At 34.9% G+C, this 18,450-nt stretch carries 17 protein-coding genes; 4 read left to right on the forward strand and 13 right to left on the reverse strand.

Going from position 1 to position 18,450, the window contains the following annotated elements; translation table 11 throughout:
- Positions 1-55 precede the first annotated feature (55 nt).
- From BLV35_RS08815 to BLV35_RS08830, 4 genes are all read left to right on the forward strand, one after another.
- Positions 56-1,003 (forward strand): ATP-grasp domain-containing protein, encoded by a 948-nt coding sequence (locus tag BLV35_RS08815; RefSeq protein WP_091088143.1) that lies wholly within the window; start codon positions 56-58, stop codon positions 1,001-1,003.
- A 139-nt stretch (positions 1,004-1,142) separates the two neighbouring features.
- Positions 1,143-2,249 (forward strand): carboxylate-amine ligase, encoded by a 1,107-nt coding sequence (locus BLV35_RS08820; RefSeq protein ID WP_091088147.1) that lies wholly within the window; start codon positions 1,143-1,145, stop codon positions 2,247-2,249.
- A gap of 45 nt (positions 2,250-2,294) precedes the next feature.
- Positions 2,295-3,125: a type 1 glutamine amidotransferase gene (locus BLV35_RS08825; RefSeq protein WP_091088153.1), complete on the forward strand. Its 831-nt coding sequence runs from the start codon at positions 2,295-2,297 to the stop codon at positions 3,123-3,125.
- Positions 3,126-3,140: 15 nt separating this feature from the next.
- Positions 3,141-4,331: a hypothetical protein gene (locus BLV35_RS08830; protein ID WP_091088156.1), complete on the forward strand. Its 1,191-nt coding sequence runs from the start codon at positions 3,141-3,143 to the stop codon at positions 4,329-4,331.
- Positions 4,332-4,339: 8 nt separating this feature from the next.
- Here the strand turns inward: BLV35_RS08830 and BLV35_RS08835 are convergent, their stop codons facing one another.
- The 13 genes from BLV35_RS08835 to hisG form a co-directional block, all read right to left on the reverse strand.
- Complete coding sequence (locus tag BLV35_RS08835; RefSeq protein WP_091088160.1) at positions 4,340-5,035, reverse strand: DUF4240 domain-containing protein; 696 nt, start codon at positions 5,033-5,035, stop codon at positions 4,340-4,342.
- Positions 5,036-5,093: 58 nt separating this feature from the next.
- Positions 5,094-6,749, reverse strand: coding sequence for a M1 family metallopeptidase (locus BLV35_RS08840; protein WP_091088163.1), 1,656 nt, complete (start codon positions 6,747-6,749; stop codon positions 5,094-5,096).
- A gap of 52 nt (positions 6,750-6,801) precedes the next feature.
- The gene (locus BLV35_RS08845; protein WP_091088559.1) at positions 6,802-8,016 is read right to left on the reverse strand and encodes an ATP-grasp domain-containing protein; all 1,215 of its coding nucleotides are present in this window, start codon (positions 8,014-8,016) and stop codon (positions 6,802-6,804) included.
- Positions 8,017-8,020: 4 nt separating this feature from the next.
- Entirely contained in the window at positions 8,021-9,451 is a 1,431-nt protein-coding gene (locus BLV35_RS08850) for a leucyl aminopeptidase family protein (protein ID WP_091088167.1), read from the reverse strand.
- Positions 9,452-10,588, reverse strand: coding sequence for an alpha/beta hydrolase (locus BLV35_RS08855; RefSeq protein ID WP_091088171.1), 1,137 nt, complete (start codon positions 10,586-10,588; stop codon positions 9,452-9,454). It lies immediately after the preceding gene.
- A 136-nt stretch (positions 10,589-10,724) separates the two neighbouring features.
- The gene (gene hisIE, locus BLV35_RS08860) at positions 10,725-11,324 is read right to left on the reverse strand and encodes a bifunctional phosphoribosyl-AMP cyclohydrolase/phosphoribosyl-ATP diphosphatase HisIE (protein ID WP_091088175.1); all 600 of its coding nucleotides are present in this window, start codon (positions 11,322-11,324) and stop codon (positions 10,725-10,727) included.
- 49 nt (positions 11,325-11,373) lie between these two features.
- Positions 11,374-12,129 carry an imidazole glycerol phosphate synthase subunit HisF gene (gene hisF / locus BLV35_RS08865; RefSeq protein WP_091088179.1) on the reverse strand — a complete coding sequence of 252 codons (756 nt, stop codon included), beginning with the start codon at positions 12,127-12,129 and terminating at the stop codon, positions 11,374-11,376.
- A gap of 215 nt (positions 12,130-12,344) precedes the next feature.
- Positions 12,345-13,109: a 1-(5-phosphoribosyl)-5-[(5-phosphoribosylamino)methylideneamino]imidazole-4-carboxamide isomerase gene (hisA, locus tag BLV35_RS08870; RefSeq protein ID WP_091088182.1), complete on the reverse strand. Its 765-nt coding sequence runs from the start codon at positions 13,107-13,109 to the stop codon at positions 12,345-12,347.
- Between the two features lie 79 nt (positions 13,110-13,188).
- Positions 13,189-13,770: an imidazole glycerol phosphate synthase subunit HisH gene (gene hisH / locus BLV35_RS08875; RefSeq protein WP_091088186.1), complete on the reverse strand. Its 582-nt coding sequence runs from the start codon at positions 13,768-13,770 to the stop codon at positions 13,189-13,191.
- Positions 13,771-13,848: 78 nt separating this feature from the next.
- Positions 13,849-14,985: a bifunctional histidinol-phosphatase/imidazoleglycerol-phosphate dehydratase HisB gene (gene hisB / locus BLV35_RS08880; RefSeq protein ID WP_091088189.1), complete on the reverse strand. Its 1,137-nt coding sequence runs from the start codon at positions 14,983-14,985 to the stop codon at positions 13,849-13,851.
- A 180-nt stretch (positions 14,986-15,165) separates the two neighbouring features.
- The gene (gene hisC, locus BLV35_RS08885; RefSeq protein ID WP_091088192.1) at positions 15,166-16,215 is read right to left on the reverse strand and encodes a histidinol-phosphate transaminase; all 1,050 of its coding nucleotides are present in this window, start codon (positions 16,213-16,215) and stop codon (positions 15,166-15,168) included.
- The gene (hisD, locus tag BLV35_RS08890) at positions 16,205-17,497 is read right to left on the reverse strand and encodes a histidinol dehydrogenase (RefSeq protein ID WP_091088196.1); all 1,293 of its coding nucleotides are present in this window, start codon (positions 17,495-17,497) and stop codon (positions 16,205-16,207) included. Before hisD ends, hisC begins: the two co-directional genes overlap by 11 nt.
- 92 nt (positions 17,498-17,589) lie before the next feature.
- On the reverse strand, positions 17,590-18,447 hold the full coding sequence (gene hisG / locus BLV35_RS08895) for an ATP phosphoribosyltransferase (protein WP_091088200.1): 858 nt from the start codon (positions 18,445-18,447) through the stop codon (positions 17,590-17,592).
- Positions 18,448-18,450 lie beyond the last annotated feature (3 nt).

The raw sequence follows: 18,450 nt of genomic DNA on the forward strand, positions 1-18,450 counted from the left end.
TCGAGAAATTAAACACAAAAAATACAATTATATTAATAAGGTAAAATAGATAAAAATGAAAAAAATTGGAATTTTATTTGGAATGGAAGACACCTATCCTCAAGCATTTATAGACCGTGTTAATTCAAAAAACGAAAAAGGAATTATTGCAGAAGCAGTTTCTATTGACAAAGTAGTTCAAAATAAAGATGGAGAATATGCAGTCATCATTGACCGTATTTCACAAGATGTTCCCTTCTATCGTGCGTATCTGAAAAATGCCGCTTTGACGGGTACAAATGTCATTAACAACCCTTTCTGGTGGAGTGCCGATGATAAATTTTTTAATAATGGATTAGCAGATACGCTTGGAGTACCGTTACCCAATACGGTTTTACTGCCTTCTGCAGAACATCCAACAGATACAACTGGGAAGTCATTCAGAAACTTAAAATTCCCAATGGACTGGGAAGGAATATTTGATTATATAAAATTTCCAGCTTACATGAAACCTTACGCCGGTGGTGGATGGAAAAATGTGTATCGTTTAGAAAACAAAGAAGAATTCTGGGAGAAACATCAGGAGACTGGGCAGCTGGTAATGATGCTTCAAGAAGAAATTGTTTTTACAGAATATTTCAGAGTGTATTGCTTAGGTGGTAAAGCGGTTAGAATCATGCAATACGAACCAAGAAACGCTCCTCACCTACGTTATGTAATTGATGGACCTCCAGTCGATAAAAAGTTATTGGCAACGGTAAAAGATTACACATTGAAACTTTGTAAAGGCTTAGGATATGATTTCAATACCGTTGAATTTGCTGTGCGTGATGGAATTCCTTATGCTATCGATTTTGGTAATCCAGCACCGGATGCTGAATTGACCTCTGTAGGTGCAGAAAATTTTGAATGGGTAGTCGAAGAATCAGCTAAAATGGCTATTGCTGCGGCAAAAAAACAAAAGCCCGGAAAAATGAATCTGACTTGGGGAACATTTATGAAAGACGCGGTTGCGGCCAAATAAATTTCTGAGGAACCAGAATGCCTTGCCCAGATAGAAGAGAAAATCCCATCTCGTTTATAAAACGAGATGGATTGTATCGAATAGCTGGACACGAGCGAAGCGAACTGACGAAGTAAATTGCTCCTAAAAAAATTGAAAAATGAAAAAATTACCTGCTTTCACCCTTGGTGTTGAAGAAGAATATCAAATTATAGACCCTGAAACAAGAGACCTACGTTCGCATTTGTCGAAAATTGTTGATGGAGCCAAGATTATATTGAACGAACAAGTAAAGGCAGAAATGCACCAGTCTGTAGTGGAAGTTGGGACTAATATTTGTACAAATGTAGACGAGGCCGAAAAAGAAATTAAATTCCTGCGTACGAAAATTGTTGAATTGGCAGATAAGCAAGGATTAATTGTGGGTGGAGCTGGAACACACCCTTTTTCGAAATGGCAAGACCAACCCATCACTGACGATCCAAGGTATCATAACATTGTGAACGAGTTGCAGGATGCGGCACGTTCCAACTTGATTTTTGGGATGCATTGTCATGTGGGAATAGAAAATCGCGAAATAGGGTTGAAATTAATGAATCAAGCCTGCTATTTCTTGCCTCACATATTTGCGCTTTCAACTAATTCTCCTTTTTGGGAAGGGAGACAAACGGGTTATAAATCCTTTAGAACAAAAGTATTTGATAAATTTCCAAGAACCGGATTGCCTGAATATTTTGATTCAGTTGCATCCTATGATAATTTCCTAGATACCTTAGTAAACACCAATTGTATTGATAATCCAAAGAAAATTTGGTGGGATTTGCGTTTGCATCCTTTTTACGACACAATTGAATTTCGCATTTGTGATATGAGTTTAACGGTTGAAGAGACCATGTGTATTGTTGCTGTAATACAGGCTGTTGTAGCTAAGTTATATAAGCTAAACATGCAAAACATGAGCTTCAATATTTACAGACTAGCATTGATAAAAGAAAATAAATTCCGTGCTTCACGTTATGGAATCGAGGGTCATATGATTGATTTCGGACTTCAGAAAGAAGTAGAAACAAGAGTGCTGATTCTTGAATTACTTGATTTTGTTGATGATGTTGTAGATGAATTAGGAAGCCGTGAACAAATTAATTACGTGCATCAGATTTTGAAAAATGGAACTGGAGCCGCAAAACAACTGGCGGTATTTGAGAAAACGAATGACATTACTAAGGTGGTTGATTTTATAACTGATGAATTCACTAAGGGGTTGTAAGTTATTAGATTACCTTTGCAGGCTACTATAATTAAAGATTGCCCCATGAATAAGAAAAAAATTACAATTGCCCTTTTAGACATGTACGACGGAGTACCTAATCAGGGAATGCGCTGTATAATTGACATAATTAATAGATTTAGTCCTTTTGTAACCTTCAAAATATATGATGTGAGAGGCAAATGTGAATTGCCCGAAATTGACCAATACGACATTTATATTTCTACAGGAGGCCCGGGAAATCCATTAATTGGTGACGGCGCCTGGGATACAAAATACTATGCTTTTATTGATGCCTTAACAAAATGGAACCTAGAAAACCCAGTTAAAAAACATGTGTTATTCATTTGTCATTCCTTTCAAATGGCTTGCAAGCACTTTGGCCTAGCAGAAATAACCAAAAGGAACGATACTTCCTTCGGAGTTATGACGATTCATAAAACGAAAGAAGGGGAAAATGATCCTCTTTTTGAAGGGTTAAGTGATCCTTTCTATGCCATTGACTCCAGAGATTACCAAGTGGTGCAGCCTAAGCTAAGTGTTTTTAAGAAAAAGGGAGCTAAAATTATTTCCTTGGAAAAAATAAGAGACCATGTGCAATACGAACGTGCAATTATGGCGGTACGTTTTACCGATTATTTTGTGGGAACACAATTTCATCCTGAAGCAGATCCTATAAGCTTTGTTTCTCATCTTAGAAATAAGGAAGCCAAGGAAAAAATAAAAGAGATGAAAGGAAAAAGAAAGTTCAGAAATATGCTGGAAGATTTAATGGACGATGACAAAATCTACAGAACAAATGAAACTTTGATTCCTAATTTTCTTAGAACGGCTATAAACGACCTGATGAAAACAAAAAAGATGATGTCTAATTAATCCCACCTATTCGCCATGATTTCAAAATATCGAAAACTATTTAATGAGCAATTCACAGAAGAAAAGTATCAACACTTAAAAGATGATATCGCTTCTGATTTTGATTATGAACCTACTTTTCGAATTGGGGAAACTCCTTTTTTTATATCTAACGAGCTGAAAGAACAATTAATAGAAGGCTGTAATGAAGTTGTATCTTTAATTCAAGAAGATAGCTTTAAGTCATTAACAAATAAAGCATTAGAATTAAACAATAAAGTACCCACTGAAGATGAGCACACCACTTTTTTGGCGGTCGACTTTGGAATCTGTGAGGAGAACGGAGCTGTAGTTCCTAAACTGATTGAAGTACAAGGATTTCCTTCTTTATATAATTATCAGACTAATTTATACGATAAGTTTATAAATCAGTATCCCTTTCTTAACGAGTTGACACCGTTCTTTAACGGTATCAATTCACAAGAATACTTGAAGATTATAGATGAAGTAATCTGTAACCATCATACCAAGGAAAATGTTATTTTACTCGAAATAGAGCCGGAAAAACAAAACACGAAAATTGATTTTTACTATTGTAAAAGAGATATCGGAATACCTATTGTTTGTGTTACGGAAATAATTAAAAAAGGAAGGCAGCTGTTTTATAAAAATGAAAATAACGAAGAGATCCTAGTAAAGCGTATTTACAACAGAGTCATCTTTGACGAACTTGATTTAAGAACGGATTTGAAACTAGATTTTAGTTTCTCAGATGATCTTGATGTCGAATGGGCGGGACATCCTAATTGGTTCTTCAGAATCAGTAAATTTATATTGCCTTTCTTAAAAGGAAAATATTTCATCGAAACGACATTGTTGAGTGAGTTAACTGAAATCCCCGAGGATTTAGAAAATTATGTTTTAAAACCTTTATTTTCTTTTTCAGGAACGGGAGTTATTTTTCATGTCAAAAAAGAAGATATTGAAGCAGTTGTAGAAAAAGAACTTTACATTCTTCAAAAAAAGGTGAATTACATCCCCATCGTACAATCTCCAGATGGTAAGGTAAAAGCGGAAGTTCGCGTACTTTGCGTTTGGAAAAAAAACGATGCCGCTCCTACTCTATTGTGTAACTTAGTTCGCTTGAGTCGTGGTGAAATGATTGGAGTGAAATTCAATAAAGACAAAGACTGGGTGGGTGGAACTATCGGTTTATTTGAAAGGTAATAATTTATTTATTTCCAAAGTTTTTGAAACAAAACAGGGCAAACTTTCCCCATAGTTGCGGGTTCGTCTGGATTCCAGCTAAATTTTAGTAAGGGATAGTTTTCGTCATTGGTCACGAAAGTATCGTAGTCAATATAGGAATATAGATCTTCACCCGTGCTGTTTTTGAACGCATTCATTGCTACGTACCAAAAACCTTCAAATTCGTAGGATTCCTTGCCTTCAACCACTTCATTAATTAAAGCGTCAGGGTTAGATTTTACTTTATAAAACACTTCTTTACCTTGAGAAATCAACCAACATCTAAAATATTCAAATCCTCCATCAGAACATCCACCGCTTACAATATAAGCTGCGCACCATAATTCTGGATTGTAGCTGTCATAAAGTAGCTGGTCTGTTCGTAAACGAAAGCCTATCATTTCTTGAGGAGTCAACTTTTCAATTGCCGAAACAAGAAAAATTTCTTGGTCTTCTTGGTTTGTTGTTTGTTTTAAAGAATTGTCAATTATCGTCCAAAAGCTGTCCTCACTTAGCATTTCACTTGATTTTGGGAGCGTAATAGAATCAAGATTAATTCGAACTGCCATTTCAGGATTTTCAATACTACCCAATGACTCTTCTTGATTTTGCGCGTTGTTTTGGCCACAAACAGCTATACTGAAGAATAGAAATAACGATAGTAATGTAATTGAATTTTTCATAAAACAAAAGGAATTTGACAATTTGGCTCTTAATATACCTGTGTAAAATTAACCAATTTTATTCTGTAATATCAAATTCCGCCACATAAAAATTCACATCAATTTTAAGATGTGGATTTTCTACTGTAATGGAATCAGTTCCCCAGTCGGTAGTTGGTTTAAGCCATTTTTCTTCGCCGTTCAGGGTTACTTTTACTTGCATATTGAAACCTGTGACACAATTAGTCCAGCGAAATCCTAGTTTTTTATCTTTAAAGAAATATTCTAAGGTTGGAATTCTAGTGTCTCTTAAATACTGATTAAAAACGGATGATAAATCAACACCAACGGAAGTCGATAAATAATCTTCTATTTGCTTTGTAGTTACTGTTTGATGATAAAAAGTACTGTTTAAACCTCTTAAAATAGTTCTCCATTTTTCATCGTCATTTACAATTTGACGAATCGTATGCAGCATATTAGCCCCTTTATAGTACATATCGCTCGAACCTTCACTGTTTACGTCATAGTGACCAATGATTGGCTTATCGTTTTCAATATTCTTTCGAATTCCTCTAACGTATTCATAACCGGCGTCTTTTCCGTAATAATATTCTAGAAAAAGACTTTCAGAATAGTTTGTAAAACTCTCGTGAATCCACATGTCTGCGATATCTTTATCGGTGATATTATTGGCAAACCATTCATGTCCTGATTCATGGATAATGATGAAATCAAATTTAAGACCCCAGCCTGTTCCGCTCAAATCCCGTCCTCGATATCCATTTTGAAATCCATTTCCGTAGGTAACTGAACTCTGATGTTCCATTCCAAGATAAGGAGCTTCAACTAGTTTGTAACTGTCTTCATAAAATGGATAAGGTCCAAACCAATGTTCAAAAGCTTTTAGCATTCGAGGAACATCTTTAAATTGTTCTTTGGCTTTGGCCAAATTGTCTCTCAAAACATAATAGCTGCAATCTAAATCGCCTTTTTCCCCTTTGTATTTTTCTGAAAAAGAAACGTAATCCCCAATATTTATGTTTACCCCGTAATTATTGATAGGATTAGAAACATACCAGTTAAATGTTTTTGTACCGTCTTTTAGTTTTTTAACGCTAAGCAAACGTCCGTTAGAAACGTTGGTCAAATTTCCGGGAACATTTACACTAATCAGCATACTTTCTACTTCATCATACATATGATCTTTATTTGGCCACCATACACTAGCCCCCAATCCCTGACAAGAAGAGGCTATAAATGGCTTGCCATTACTGTCTTTCTTCCAGGTAATACCTCCGTCCCATGGCGGATTTACGGCCACTTTTGGTTTGCCGCCATAGAAAACGGTAAGTTCTTTTATGGTACCCGGTTTTTGAAATGCAACCAATTCAATAAAAAAGGCATTCCCTTCTCTGCTATATTTTAATTCGACGCCATCCTGAATTACTTTATAAATTCCTAAAGGATTTTGCAAATCAATTTGCATGCGGTTGTATTCTTGTACTACTTGATATTTAATAGTATTAGAACCTGTTATAGTACTGTCTTTAGGATTTACTTTAATATCCAAATGATAATACTTCACGTCCCACCACGCTCGTTCTTTAGTAATGCTTCCTCTGAGGCTGTCTTGTTTGGTAAACACCACTTCTGACTTGCCTAAAAGACCTTGAGCAGTACTACCATTCGAAATAAATACTATGGAACAAATAATAACAAAAAAATTTTTCATGAATGCGGAATCTTTTAATACAATTCTATTTTTCGAATCGGAACTATTACTATTAATGTAGTTTTGAGACTGTTTCTTGAGGTACTACCACAGTAAAATCAGCCACTAAGCGATCTACATAATCGTTTAGTAACTCTAAAACTCTTTCACTTTTATCAGACTGAACCACTAATCCGGCATGGTAATCTAGAGGAACTCTAAAGCAAACTTCAGGATCAGAAAAAGAAGATAGATCAGGATTTTGATATTTAGACAAAGTCAATACAATTCCTGCATAGCCTTTTTTTACTTTTGGCAACTTATATTTTTGATCTCTTACCAATGCATCTTCAATGGCGGCCCATTCTTTCCAAAGATTTATATTTGAAGCAGCTTCGACCATTTCTGCTAGATGCGCTCCGCCTACGCGAGATGATGTTTCTAAAAAGTAAATTTTTCCATCTTCATCACTTTTAATAAATTCAGTATGTGCGGCGCCATGTTTTAATCCAAAATCTTTCATGACTTGCTCATTTACCTTTTTTATCGCTTTATCGTCTTCCGAATTATAAGGAATATTGGAGCTACGAAAAACGCCACCACCTTGTGATATTTCCATTGGCGTAGCCAAATATTTTGAAGTCAAGCTAAAAATAACTTTTCGTTCAGAAATCAAACTATCACAATGATATACGGCACCTGGTTTGAACTGTTCCAATAAGTATTTAAAACGGTTGTTTCCCATTTCGTTAATATGAATCCACAGCGTTTCCTTATCATAAACTTTTATAATACCTGTGGCTGAGGCTTCTGAACGTGGTTTTAAAACCCATGGAGCAGAAACGGTGTCAGCAAAAGTATTGATGTCATGATCATTAAATAAAGAACAGAAAGCAGGAATAGAAATAGCACAACTCTTCGCTCTCATACGCATTGCCAGTTTATCTCTAAAATAACGTCCCGTAGTTTGTCCCATACCATCAATACGCAGGTTTTCTCTCAGATAGGTTGCTTTTTCTACATCATAATCATCTAATGCTACAATGGCATCAATTTGATTCGACTTCATTAAGTTCCCAACACCCAATAATAAATGCTCTAAGTTCCAATCGATATCCTGACCTTGCATATAAAATGTTTCGTCTATAGAATCATGCGGCCATGGTTTGTCTCTCAGTTTTTCACTGGTTATGAGGTAGACTTTGTTGCCCAGACTTTTTAAATGAATTAAAAAATCGGCTCCCTTGAAATAATTCGAAATACAAATGAAGGTTTTAGGATTTTGCATAAGCTTATAAATTTTCAATGAATTTGGTTAATAAATGTACTCCGTATGCCGTAGCATGTTTGCTTTTTGCAAATTCATCGTCGCCAAATGCTACACCAGCGACATCCAAATGTGCCCAAGCAGCATGCTCGTTTGTAAAATATTCTAAAAATTTAGCCGCGCTAATAGCACCAGCTACTGGTTTTCCGCTATAATTTTTTACATCTGCAATGTCACTTTCAATGTCTTGTTTGTAGACATCCCAAAGTGGTAATTGCCACAGACGCTCGCCTACTGAATCTCCCGCTTCCTGCAGCTTTTTGGAAATAGTTTCATTATTGGTAAACAAAGCACCACATTCGTATCCTAATGTTCCAACACTACTTCCAGTAAGTGTAGCGATATCAACTATATATTCTGGCTTGTAATTTTTTATAAGATAGGAAATACCATCTGCTAGGACCAAACGACCTTCAGCATCAGTATCAATAATTTCGATTGAAGTTCCGTTGTAACTATGAATCACATCACTTGGTAAAAATGCTTTTGCATCGACAGCATTTTCTGCACAAGGGACAATAGCAGTAACTTTTACAGGCAATTGCAAATCAGCAATCAATTGCATGGCTCCAAACACGGCAGCACCACCAGCCATGTCACACTTCATATGAACCATTCCTGCTGTTTTTATATTCAAACCTCCAGTGTCAAAAGTAATTCCTTTACCCACTAGCCCAACATGCTTTAAGTTAGGAACATCTTCTTTTGGGGTATAAGTCATGATAACAAATTGTGGTTCATTTTCACTGCCTTTTCCAACCGCTAAAAAAGCACCGAGTCCTTCTATTTGACATGCTTCAAGACCAAGAACATTGACCTCAAATCCGTATTTATCTCCTTTATCTTGAGCCCAATTTGCTAGATACTTCGGTGTTACCTTATTTGGAGGTAAATCAACCAATTCTAAAGTTTGAAGTTGCGCGCGAGCAATTTTTATCGCTTTATTGATTGTTGCCGAATAATCTTTAGAAGATAAAATTTCGAGTTCAAAATCAGGATTTAAAAAAGGATGTTCGTCCACTTTTTTGAAATGACCTAAATTATAAGTACCTAACAATAGACCAGAAACGGTTGCTTCTACTTGGTCAGTATTGAATTCTTCTGGAACAAATAATGCTACATTTTTTCCAAAAGATTCTTTTTCCTTAGCGGAAATTCTCCTCGCTATTGTTTTTAATGCCTTGTAATCTATTACTTTACCTAGTCCAATAAATAGATAGGTAATGTTATTATTCTCGGCTAAATAAGAGGTATCCTTCTTGCCGTAGAAAACTTTAGACGATATTTCTAAACCTTCAAATTGGATTGGAACTATACTTTTTGCATTAGTTTCAAAAACGGGTATTAAAACGGTTCCTGAAAAATTCTCTAATTTATCTATTTGCTTCGTTTTCATTTAATTATCTTTTGTGTTAAAAAAAAGCCACTCAATAGCTTTAGGAAATTCATCACTCCAATAGGTCTCGTTGTGTTTTCCTTCTTTATTGATGCTCAAATTAATTTTCATTTTATCTTTTACAAATTCGTTTGCAATGGCGCGATCCTTGAATTTTTTTACATGTTCAATCATGGTATCGCTTTCATCTCCACCGGCATATAAATATATTTTGGTGTCTTCTGTCACATCTTCATCCACATTAATTTTCATATCAGGTTTAACCCAAAGCGACGGAGAAAAAATCATCAATTTACCAAATACTTTCGGGTATCTCAGTCCGCTAAAAATACTGATTAAAGCACCCATTGAACTACCACCTATTCCGGTATTAGCACGATCTGTTTTGGTACGGAAATTATTATCTACAAACGGTTTCAACGTTTTGGTTACAAAACGAATGTATTTTTTTCCCTGTCCTTTTCCTAATATTGTTTTGCCTACACTATATTCTCTTATTCTATCTTCTTCAGCGTGTTCAATCGCAATTATAATAATCTTTCCAATTTTATACTCTGACATTACAGCCAGTTTTTTGTCAATTTCCCAATTGCCGTATTCAGCATCCTCATTGAATAAATTTTGAGCATCCTGTAAATACATTACGGGATAGCTTTCGTTTGAAGAATCATAATCGTGAGGAAGTAACGCCCATATTTTTCGTGTTCTATTCAGCTGAGGAATCTCAAATTCATCAGAAATAAGTAAAACTTGAGGCAAATAATTTTGCTTATATGGCAACCAATTTTTTCTCCATCGTGCCACATGGTCCTTTTGTGTTCCTGTATGTTTTTTTGTCGCCCTATTTTCAGTACGGTTTCCGTTGCTGTCAATTTCTACTTCACTCCAATCCCCTTTTGTAAATTTATACAACAACGTTTCTGGATAGTCAAAATCATGTGTAAATTTAAAATGATATAAACCGTTTCCAATTTTTTCCATCATGAAGCGCTTATCCTGCGTCAACCAGTTATTAAAATTTCCCGACATATATACTGGACGTAAATCATCTTCATCAGTGGTTAATATTATGTGGAGTCCTGTTTTTATGATAGTATTGTTAAGTTCTAAAGTACTGCTTGTATTGTCAAAATTCATAACGTGTATTGTGGTATTTTATAAAATAATAGTAAATATAGGGGATTGCAACTTGAAATAAAAGAAAAAAGAAAACCCAACAGCAAATGAATTTACTGTTGGGTTTTATATAGTATAATTAACAAGAAAAAAATCTCTATTTCTGGCGACTTTTTAATACGTCAACTACATCATTGATTTTGAATCCTTTCGCCTGAAGCAAAATTAGGTAATGAAAAAGTAAATCGGCACTTTCACTTAAAAACAAGTCATCGTTATCATCTTTTGCCTCAATAACCACTTCGATTGCTTCTTCACCAACCTTCTGTGCAATTTTATTGATTCCCAATTTGAATAAAGAAGCCACATAACTCTTTTCAGAATCTGCATTCTCTCTTCGTACTTGAATGGTATCTTCCAGAGTAGAAATGAAACCGTAATTCGTTTTGTTTTCTGTTGCCCAGCAGGAATCAGTTCCTTTGTGACATGTAGGTCCTTCCGGTTTTACTTGAATTAATAAGGTATCGTTGTCGCAGTCATTTTTAATGTCAACCAAATTCAAAAAGTTACCGCTTTCCTCGCCTTTCGTCCAAAGTCTTTGTTTAGATCTGCTGTAAAAAGTGACCTTTTTAGTATCCATTGTCTTTTGATACGCTTCTGCATTCATATAACCCAACATTAAAACAGCGTTAGTTTCGCTATCTTGAATTATGGCAGGAATTAATCCGTCTGTATTTTTCGAAAAATCTATGTTCATTTTTATTTAGGATTTAGTCCCGATAGCTATCGGGATTCGATTTAGGATTTTAAAGCCTAACTTCGATATTGCTGTTTTTAAGTTCTTTTTTTAATGTTTTGATTTCGATTTCTTTAAAGTGAAATACGCTTGCCGCCAGTGCTGCGTCTGCTTTTCCATCTTTAAAAGTATCTACAAAATGGTGAATGTTCCCAGCACCACCCGAAGCAATTATTGGAATATTGACTAAACTTGAAAGTTTGGCTAAAGCTTCATTTGCAAAACCATTTTTCGTTCCATCATTATCCATTGAGGTAAACAAAATTTCTCCTGCTCCGCGTTGTTCTACTTCTTTTGCCCAATCAAATAAGTTTAATTCCGTTGGTACTTTTCCCCCTACCAAATGAACAACCCATCGACCTTCAATCTGCTTGGCATCTATTGCAACAACGACACATTGACTTCCAAATTTCTGTGCCAAGTCATTAATCAGCTGAGGATTTTTTACTGCCGAGGAATTTATAGATACTTTATCTGCTCCATTTTGAAGCAAAATCTCTACGTCCTCCACGGATGAAATTCCGCCACCTACCGTAAATGGAATATTAATCGTAGAAGCCACCTTTCGAACTAAATCAACCAAGGTTTTTCTTCTTTCTTCTGTCGCAGAAATATCTAAAAACACTAATTCATCGGCACCTTCATTTGAATAGATCTTCGCTAATTCTACCGGATCACCAGCATCACGCAAATCTACAAAATTTACACCTTTAACGGTACGTCCATTTTTTATATCTAAACAGGGTATTATTCTTTTTGTAAGCATGTCATTTTTTGTTACGCAGAGTTTCGCAGAGTTTCCATAGAGATACGCAAAACTTTTGTGAAGCTATGTGTTCTCATTGTGTCACTTTGCCGAATACTCTATGGCATTATACATTCATTTAATTGTTATTCCACATAGCTTATCGAAGTTTGCACACAGACAAACAAAAATCTCGGTGAATCTTCGTGTTTCCTTTGTGTCTCTTTGCGAAATACTTATTTATTTAATATGTAGTTTTCTAATTGTTTCAGCGAAATTCTTCCTTCGTAAATCGCTTTTCCAATGATCGTTCCTTCGCAACCTAATTCGGCTAATCTTGGTAATTCATCAAAGGTCGAAATTCCACCGGAAGCGATTAATTTTATTCCTTTGGCTTCTGCCAACTTCTCGACTGCGCTCGAAGTGACATTGCATTCATCAAGAATTTTTTTATATAAATCGAAACTCGGTCCTTCAAGCATTCCATCTTTGGCTATATCTGTACAAATAACGTATTGAATCCCTTTAGCTTGATATCCTTGTATAAATGGAATTAAGTCTTCATCAGATTCTTCTAACCAACCTGATATCGCTACTTTTTCATTATTAGCATCTGCTCCAAGAATGATTTTATCAGCACCGTATTCTTGAATCCATTTTTCGAATAAGGCTCTATTTTTGATCGCAATACTTCCGCCGGTAATTTGGTTAGCGCCACTTTCAAAAGCAATTTTCAAGTCGGCATCTGATTTTAATCCACCTCCAAAATCAATCTTTAACTTTGTTTTAGATGCAATTTGCTCCAATATTTTGTAGTTGACAATCTGACTTGATTTTGCACCGTCAAGATCTACTAAATGTAAATATTCAATTCCGTGCGCTTCAAACTCTTTGGCTACTTCTAGCGGATTTTCGTTATAAATTATCTTGGTGTTGTAATCTCCTTTTGACAAGCGAACACATTTTCCGTCGATGATATCTATTGCTGGTATTATTCTCATTTGATTTTCGATTGTAGATTAACGATTTTTGATTTCAGATTGTAATTGAAATTAATTTTTGCCACTGCCATTAAAATAGTTATAATTTCAGAAAATTTCCTAGAATTTTCTCTCCCACATCACCACTTTTCTCGGGGTGAAATTGGGTTCCATAAAAATTATCCTTTTTTAAAGCCGATGCATATTCCATTTGATAATTAGTTGTGGAAATGGATTCTTCACAATCTGGGGCATAAAAACTATGTACTAAATACATGTATTCGTTTTCAGCGATTCCTTCGAATAAAGCCGACTTCAAGTTATAAATCTGGTTCCAACCCATTTGTGGCACTTTTACTTTTGAAGTAAATTTAATCACATCTACATCAAAAATCCCCAAACCTTTGGTATCTCCTTCTTCTGATTTGTTACACATCAATTGCATTCCCAAACAAATTCCTAAAACAGGTTGTTTTAATGTTGGAATTAAACGGTCCAATCCGCTTGCTAAAAGCATTTTCATCGCTGAACTTGCTTCACCAACTCCTGGAAAAATCACTTTGTCTGCAGCTTTAATTTCCTCAGGGTTGTTACTCAAAATCGCTTTGAATCCCAATCTTTCGATAGCAAACATAATGCTCTGAATATTTCCTGCCCCGTAATTTATGATTACTATTTTCATCTATTTTTGTTTCAAGTTTAAAGTTTCAGGTTTAAAGTTATCGTGCTAACTTTAAACCTGAAACTTTAAATAACTTTTTTAAAGCATCCCTTTCGTACTTGGCAAAATCATTTTCTCGGTATCGCGTTTTACGGCTACTTTTATCGCTTTGGCGAAAGCCTTAAAAATTGCCTCAATTTTGTGATGTTCATTTTGTCCTTCCGCTTTGATGTTAATATTTGCTTTGGCACCATCAGAGAAAGATTTAAAGAAATGCAAAAACATCTCTGTTGGCATTTTACCAACCATCTCACGCTTGAATTCGGTTTCCCAAACCAACCAGTTTCTACCTCCAAAGTCAATGGCTACTTGCGCTAAGCAGTCATCCATTGGTAAACAAAAACCGTAACGCTCAATCCCTAGCTTGTTTCCTAATGCTTTCGCAAAAACTTCGCCTAAGGCAATCGCAGTATCTTCAATTGTGTGATGTTCGTCCACTTCTAAATCCCCTTTTACAAGGATTTCTAAGTCCATTTGTCCATGGCGCGCAATTTGATCTAGCATATGATCAAAAAAAGCAATCCCAGTTTCAATTTTGCTTTTCCCTGTTCCATCTAGATTTAAATTGATGTAAATATCTGTTTCATTGGTTTTTCTCGAAATTGTAGCCGAACGTGCTTCTAATTTCAAAAACTCATATATTTCTTTCCAGTCCGTTGATTGTAATGTAATGACATCATTTAATTCTTCACGCTTAGAAGCGATTTCTGTACTTCCCGCACCTTCACTCACGTTCATAAAAATAGCTTTTGCACCTAGGTTTTTAGCTAATTCTACATCTGTCAAACGATCTCCTAGTACAAATGAGTTAACCAAATCATAAGCTGGATTGTCAATATATTTTGTCAACATTCCCGTTCTTGGTTTGCGTGTTGGTGCATTATCTTCTGGAAAAGAACGATCCACAAAAATATCATCAAAAAGAACGCCTTCATTTTCGAAAGCTCTTAGAATGAAATTCTGCGTTGGCCAAAACGTATCTTCTGGAAAACTATCCGTTCCCAATCCGTCTTGATTCGTCACCATAACCAATTCGTATTCTAATTCCTTAGCGATTTTAGCTAAATATTGAAATGCTTTTGGATAAAATTCTAATTTATCTAAGCTATCTAATTGATACCCTTCTGGTTCTAAAACCATAGTTCCGTCACGGTCTATAAAAAGTACTTTTTTCATTTGTTATGATTTAAAAAAAACACAAATTTCATAGATTTTCACGAATTGAAAATCACTAAAATTCTATTTTTTTGAGTTTTATTTTTTTACTATTTTACTAAAACAATATATTGTTTTTAATAACTAAACTTTTAAAATAACACTATTTAAAAATCAGTGCTAATCTGTGAAATCTGTGTTTTAAATTGATTTTAAAACCTCCATTAACTTCTTGTTTTCTTCTGCTGTACCAATAGTCAAACGTAAGGTGTTTTCACATAAAGGTTGCGTTGTTCGGTTCCGAATCACGATTCCTTTTTGAATTAGTTCATTATACCTCTTATTGGCATCATCCACTTTAATCAAAACAAAATTAGCTTCTGTCGGATAAATTTTTGATACAAAATTAACTTCATTTAATACTTTAAGTAAATCGTCTCTTTGTATTACAATTGAGTCTATTTCTAATTGTATTTTTTCTTTATCAGCTAATCTTTCTAATGCTCTCTGTTGTGTTAACTCATTCACATTATAAGGTGGCTTTATTTTGTTTAAAACCGAAATGATAGCTGCAGATGCATAGCAAATCCCTAAACGAATTCCTGCTAAACCATATGCTTTTGATAAAGTTTGTGTAATGATTAAATTAGGATATTCGTCCAATTCATTTAACCAACTTTGCTTTTTTGAGAAATCAATATACGCTTCGTCAATTACTACTAATCCCTTAAAATTTTGAAGCAAAGTAACCACACTTTCATCATCAAATGAATTTCCTGTAGGGTTATTCGGCGAACACAAAAAGATCATTTTTGTATTTCTATCAACCGCTTCTAAAATCGCATCAATCTCAGGTTGGAAATCTGTAGACAATAAAACTTCTCTGTTTTCAACTGCGTTAATATTAGCCAATACGCTATACATTCCATATGTTGGTGGCAAAGTAATTACGTTATCTGTTTTAGGTTCGCAAAAAGCCCTGAACAATAGATCCAATACTTCGTCGCTTCCATTACCTAATAAAACTTGGTCTACTTTCAGGTTTCTTTGTTTAGCCAAAACTGCTTTTACGCTGCTTTGTTGCGGATCAGGATAACGATTCACTCCATTTTGATATGGATTTTCATTGGCATCCAAAAATATCATTTGAGCAACATCAAAATCTTTGAATTCATCACGCGCCGATGAATACGGCTTCATGGTTTTAACGTTCTCACGAACTAAATTATTTATGTCGAAACTATTTTCCATCTTTAATCGCTTTTAATCGTAATGTCACTGCATTTTTGTGTGCTTGCAAGCCTTCCGCTTCTGCCATCACTTCAATCGCTTTTCCAATATTTTTAATTCCTACTTCAGAAATCTTCTGAAAAGTCATCGATTTTGTAAAACTATCTAAGTTTACACCGCTATAATTTTTAGCATAACCATTTGTTGGTAAAGTATGATTGGTTCCAGAAGCATAATCTCCAGCACTTTCAGGCGTGTAATTCCCTATAAAAATAGAGCCTGCATTTTCGATTCCATCAATATAAAAATCATCTGATGATGTACAAACTATAAAATGTTCTGGTCCGTATTCATTGATTAAATCCAAAGCGATTTGGTTATTTTCGACAAAAATCAACTTTGAATTAGCAATTGCTTTTTCGGCAATTTCTTTTCGAGGTAGCGCTTCTAATTGAATTTGAATCTCTTCTTCAACAGCATCGATTAATTTTTTTGAAGTTGAAACCAAAATCACTTGACTATCCGTACCGTGTTCTGCTTGAGACAATAAATCGGAAGCTACAAATGAAGGAACTGCGCTATCATCTGCAACAACCAATAATTCAGATGGTCCAGCAGGCATATCAATTGCTACACCAAACTGTGTTGCTAATTGTTTCGCTACGGTTACAAATTGATTTCCTGGTCCGAAAATTTTATATACTTTAGGAATTGTTTCCGTTCCAAAAGTCATTGCAGCGATAGCTTGTATCCCTCCTACTTTTAAAATTTTAGTAACTCCACATAAATTGGCAGCATATAAAATTGCTGGATTTATATTTCCTTTTTTATCTGGTGGTGAACACAAAACAATTTCTTTACAACCTGCAATATTTGCAGGAACAGCCAACATTAAAACGGTTGAAAACAAAGGCGCTGTTCCGCCTGGAATGTATAAACCAATCTTTTGAATTGGTCTTTTTTCTTGCCAACATTCAACTCCTGCAACCGTTTCAACGGCTACTCTTGCTGTTTTTTGAGCAGCATGAAACTTTTCGATATTGTTTTTAGCTAATTGAATTGCTTCTTTCAATTCTGTCGAAACAGCAGCAACAGCGGTTTCAATTTCAGCTTTGGTCACTTCTAATTTATCGATGGCAACACCGTCAAATAGAGAAGTATATTTGGCTACAGCCTCATCTCCTTTTTTTTGAACTTCCTTAAAAATTTCTTTTACCGTTAGTTCGATATCGTCTACCGTTTTTGTAGGTCTTTCTAGTATTTCAGACCAAGTTTCCGGCGTTGGGTTGTATATTTTATTCATAAATTATAGTTTGAAGTTTAAGGTTTAAAGTTAGTCATAGTATAAGAAACTTTAAAGCGCTTAATACTTATGAATTACTACTTAAAACTTAATTAAAGTACCATTTTCTCAATTGGACAAATCAAAATCCCTTCGGCACCAGCGTCTTTCAACTGGTCAATTACATCCCAAAAAGTGTCTTTATCTATTACCGAGTGTACACTACTCCATCCTTCTTGTGCTAAAGGCAATACCGTTAAACTACGTAAAACAGGAAGGATTTTACCAACTTCCTCAATTTTATCATTTGGCACATTCATCAAAATATATTTTGATCTACGCGCTCTTAAAACTGATTCTATTCTGAATTTTAGGGTGTCGATTAATTTTTGAACTTCTGGAGTCACTTTTGGAGAAACCGCTAAAACTGCTTCACTTTTGTAGATAATCTCTACTTCCTTCAAATTGTTTTTAAACAAGGTACTTCCGCTGGAAACAATATCTACAATGGCATCTGCAAGACCAATATTAGGAGCAATCTCCACAGAACCTGAAATTTGGTGAATGTCAACTGTTACTCCAAAAGAATTGAAATATTCAATTACGGTGTTGGGGTAAGAGGTTGCAATACGTAGTCCGTTTAAATCTTGAATCGAATTATATTCGAATGTTTTAGGAACAGCAACTGAAACTTTACACTTAGAAAAACCTAATTTTTGAACTACTTGAATTCCTTTCCCTTTTTCGACTAATAAATTATCTCCAACAATGGCGATGTCTACCACACCATCAATTAAGTATTGAGGAATATCTGAATTTCTTAAATATAAAACTTCTAATGGGAAATTTGATGCTTCGGCCTTTAATTGATCAATACCGTTATTGATAGAAATTCCGCAATCTTTAAGGATTTGAATGCTTTCTTCGTTTAAGCGTCCTGATTTTTGAATTGCAATTTTTAATGTACTCATTGT

This window comes from Flavobacterium gillisiae (assembly GCF_900107635.1).
Lineage (GTDB): Bacteria > Bacteroidota > Bacteroidia > Flavobacteriales > Flavobacteriaceae > Flavobacterium > Flavobacterium gillisiae.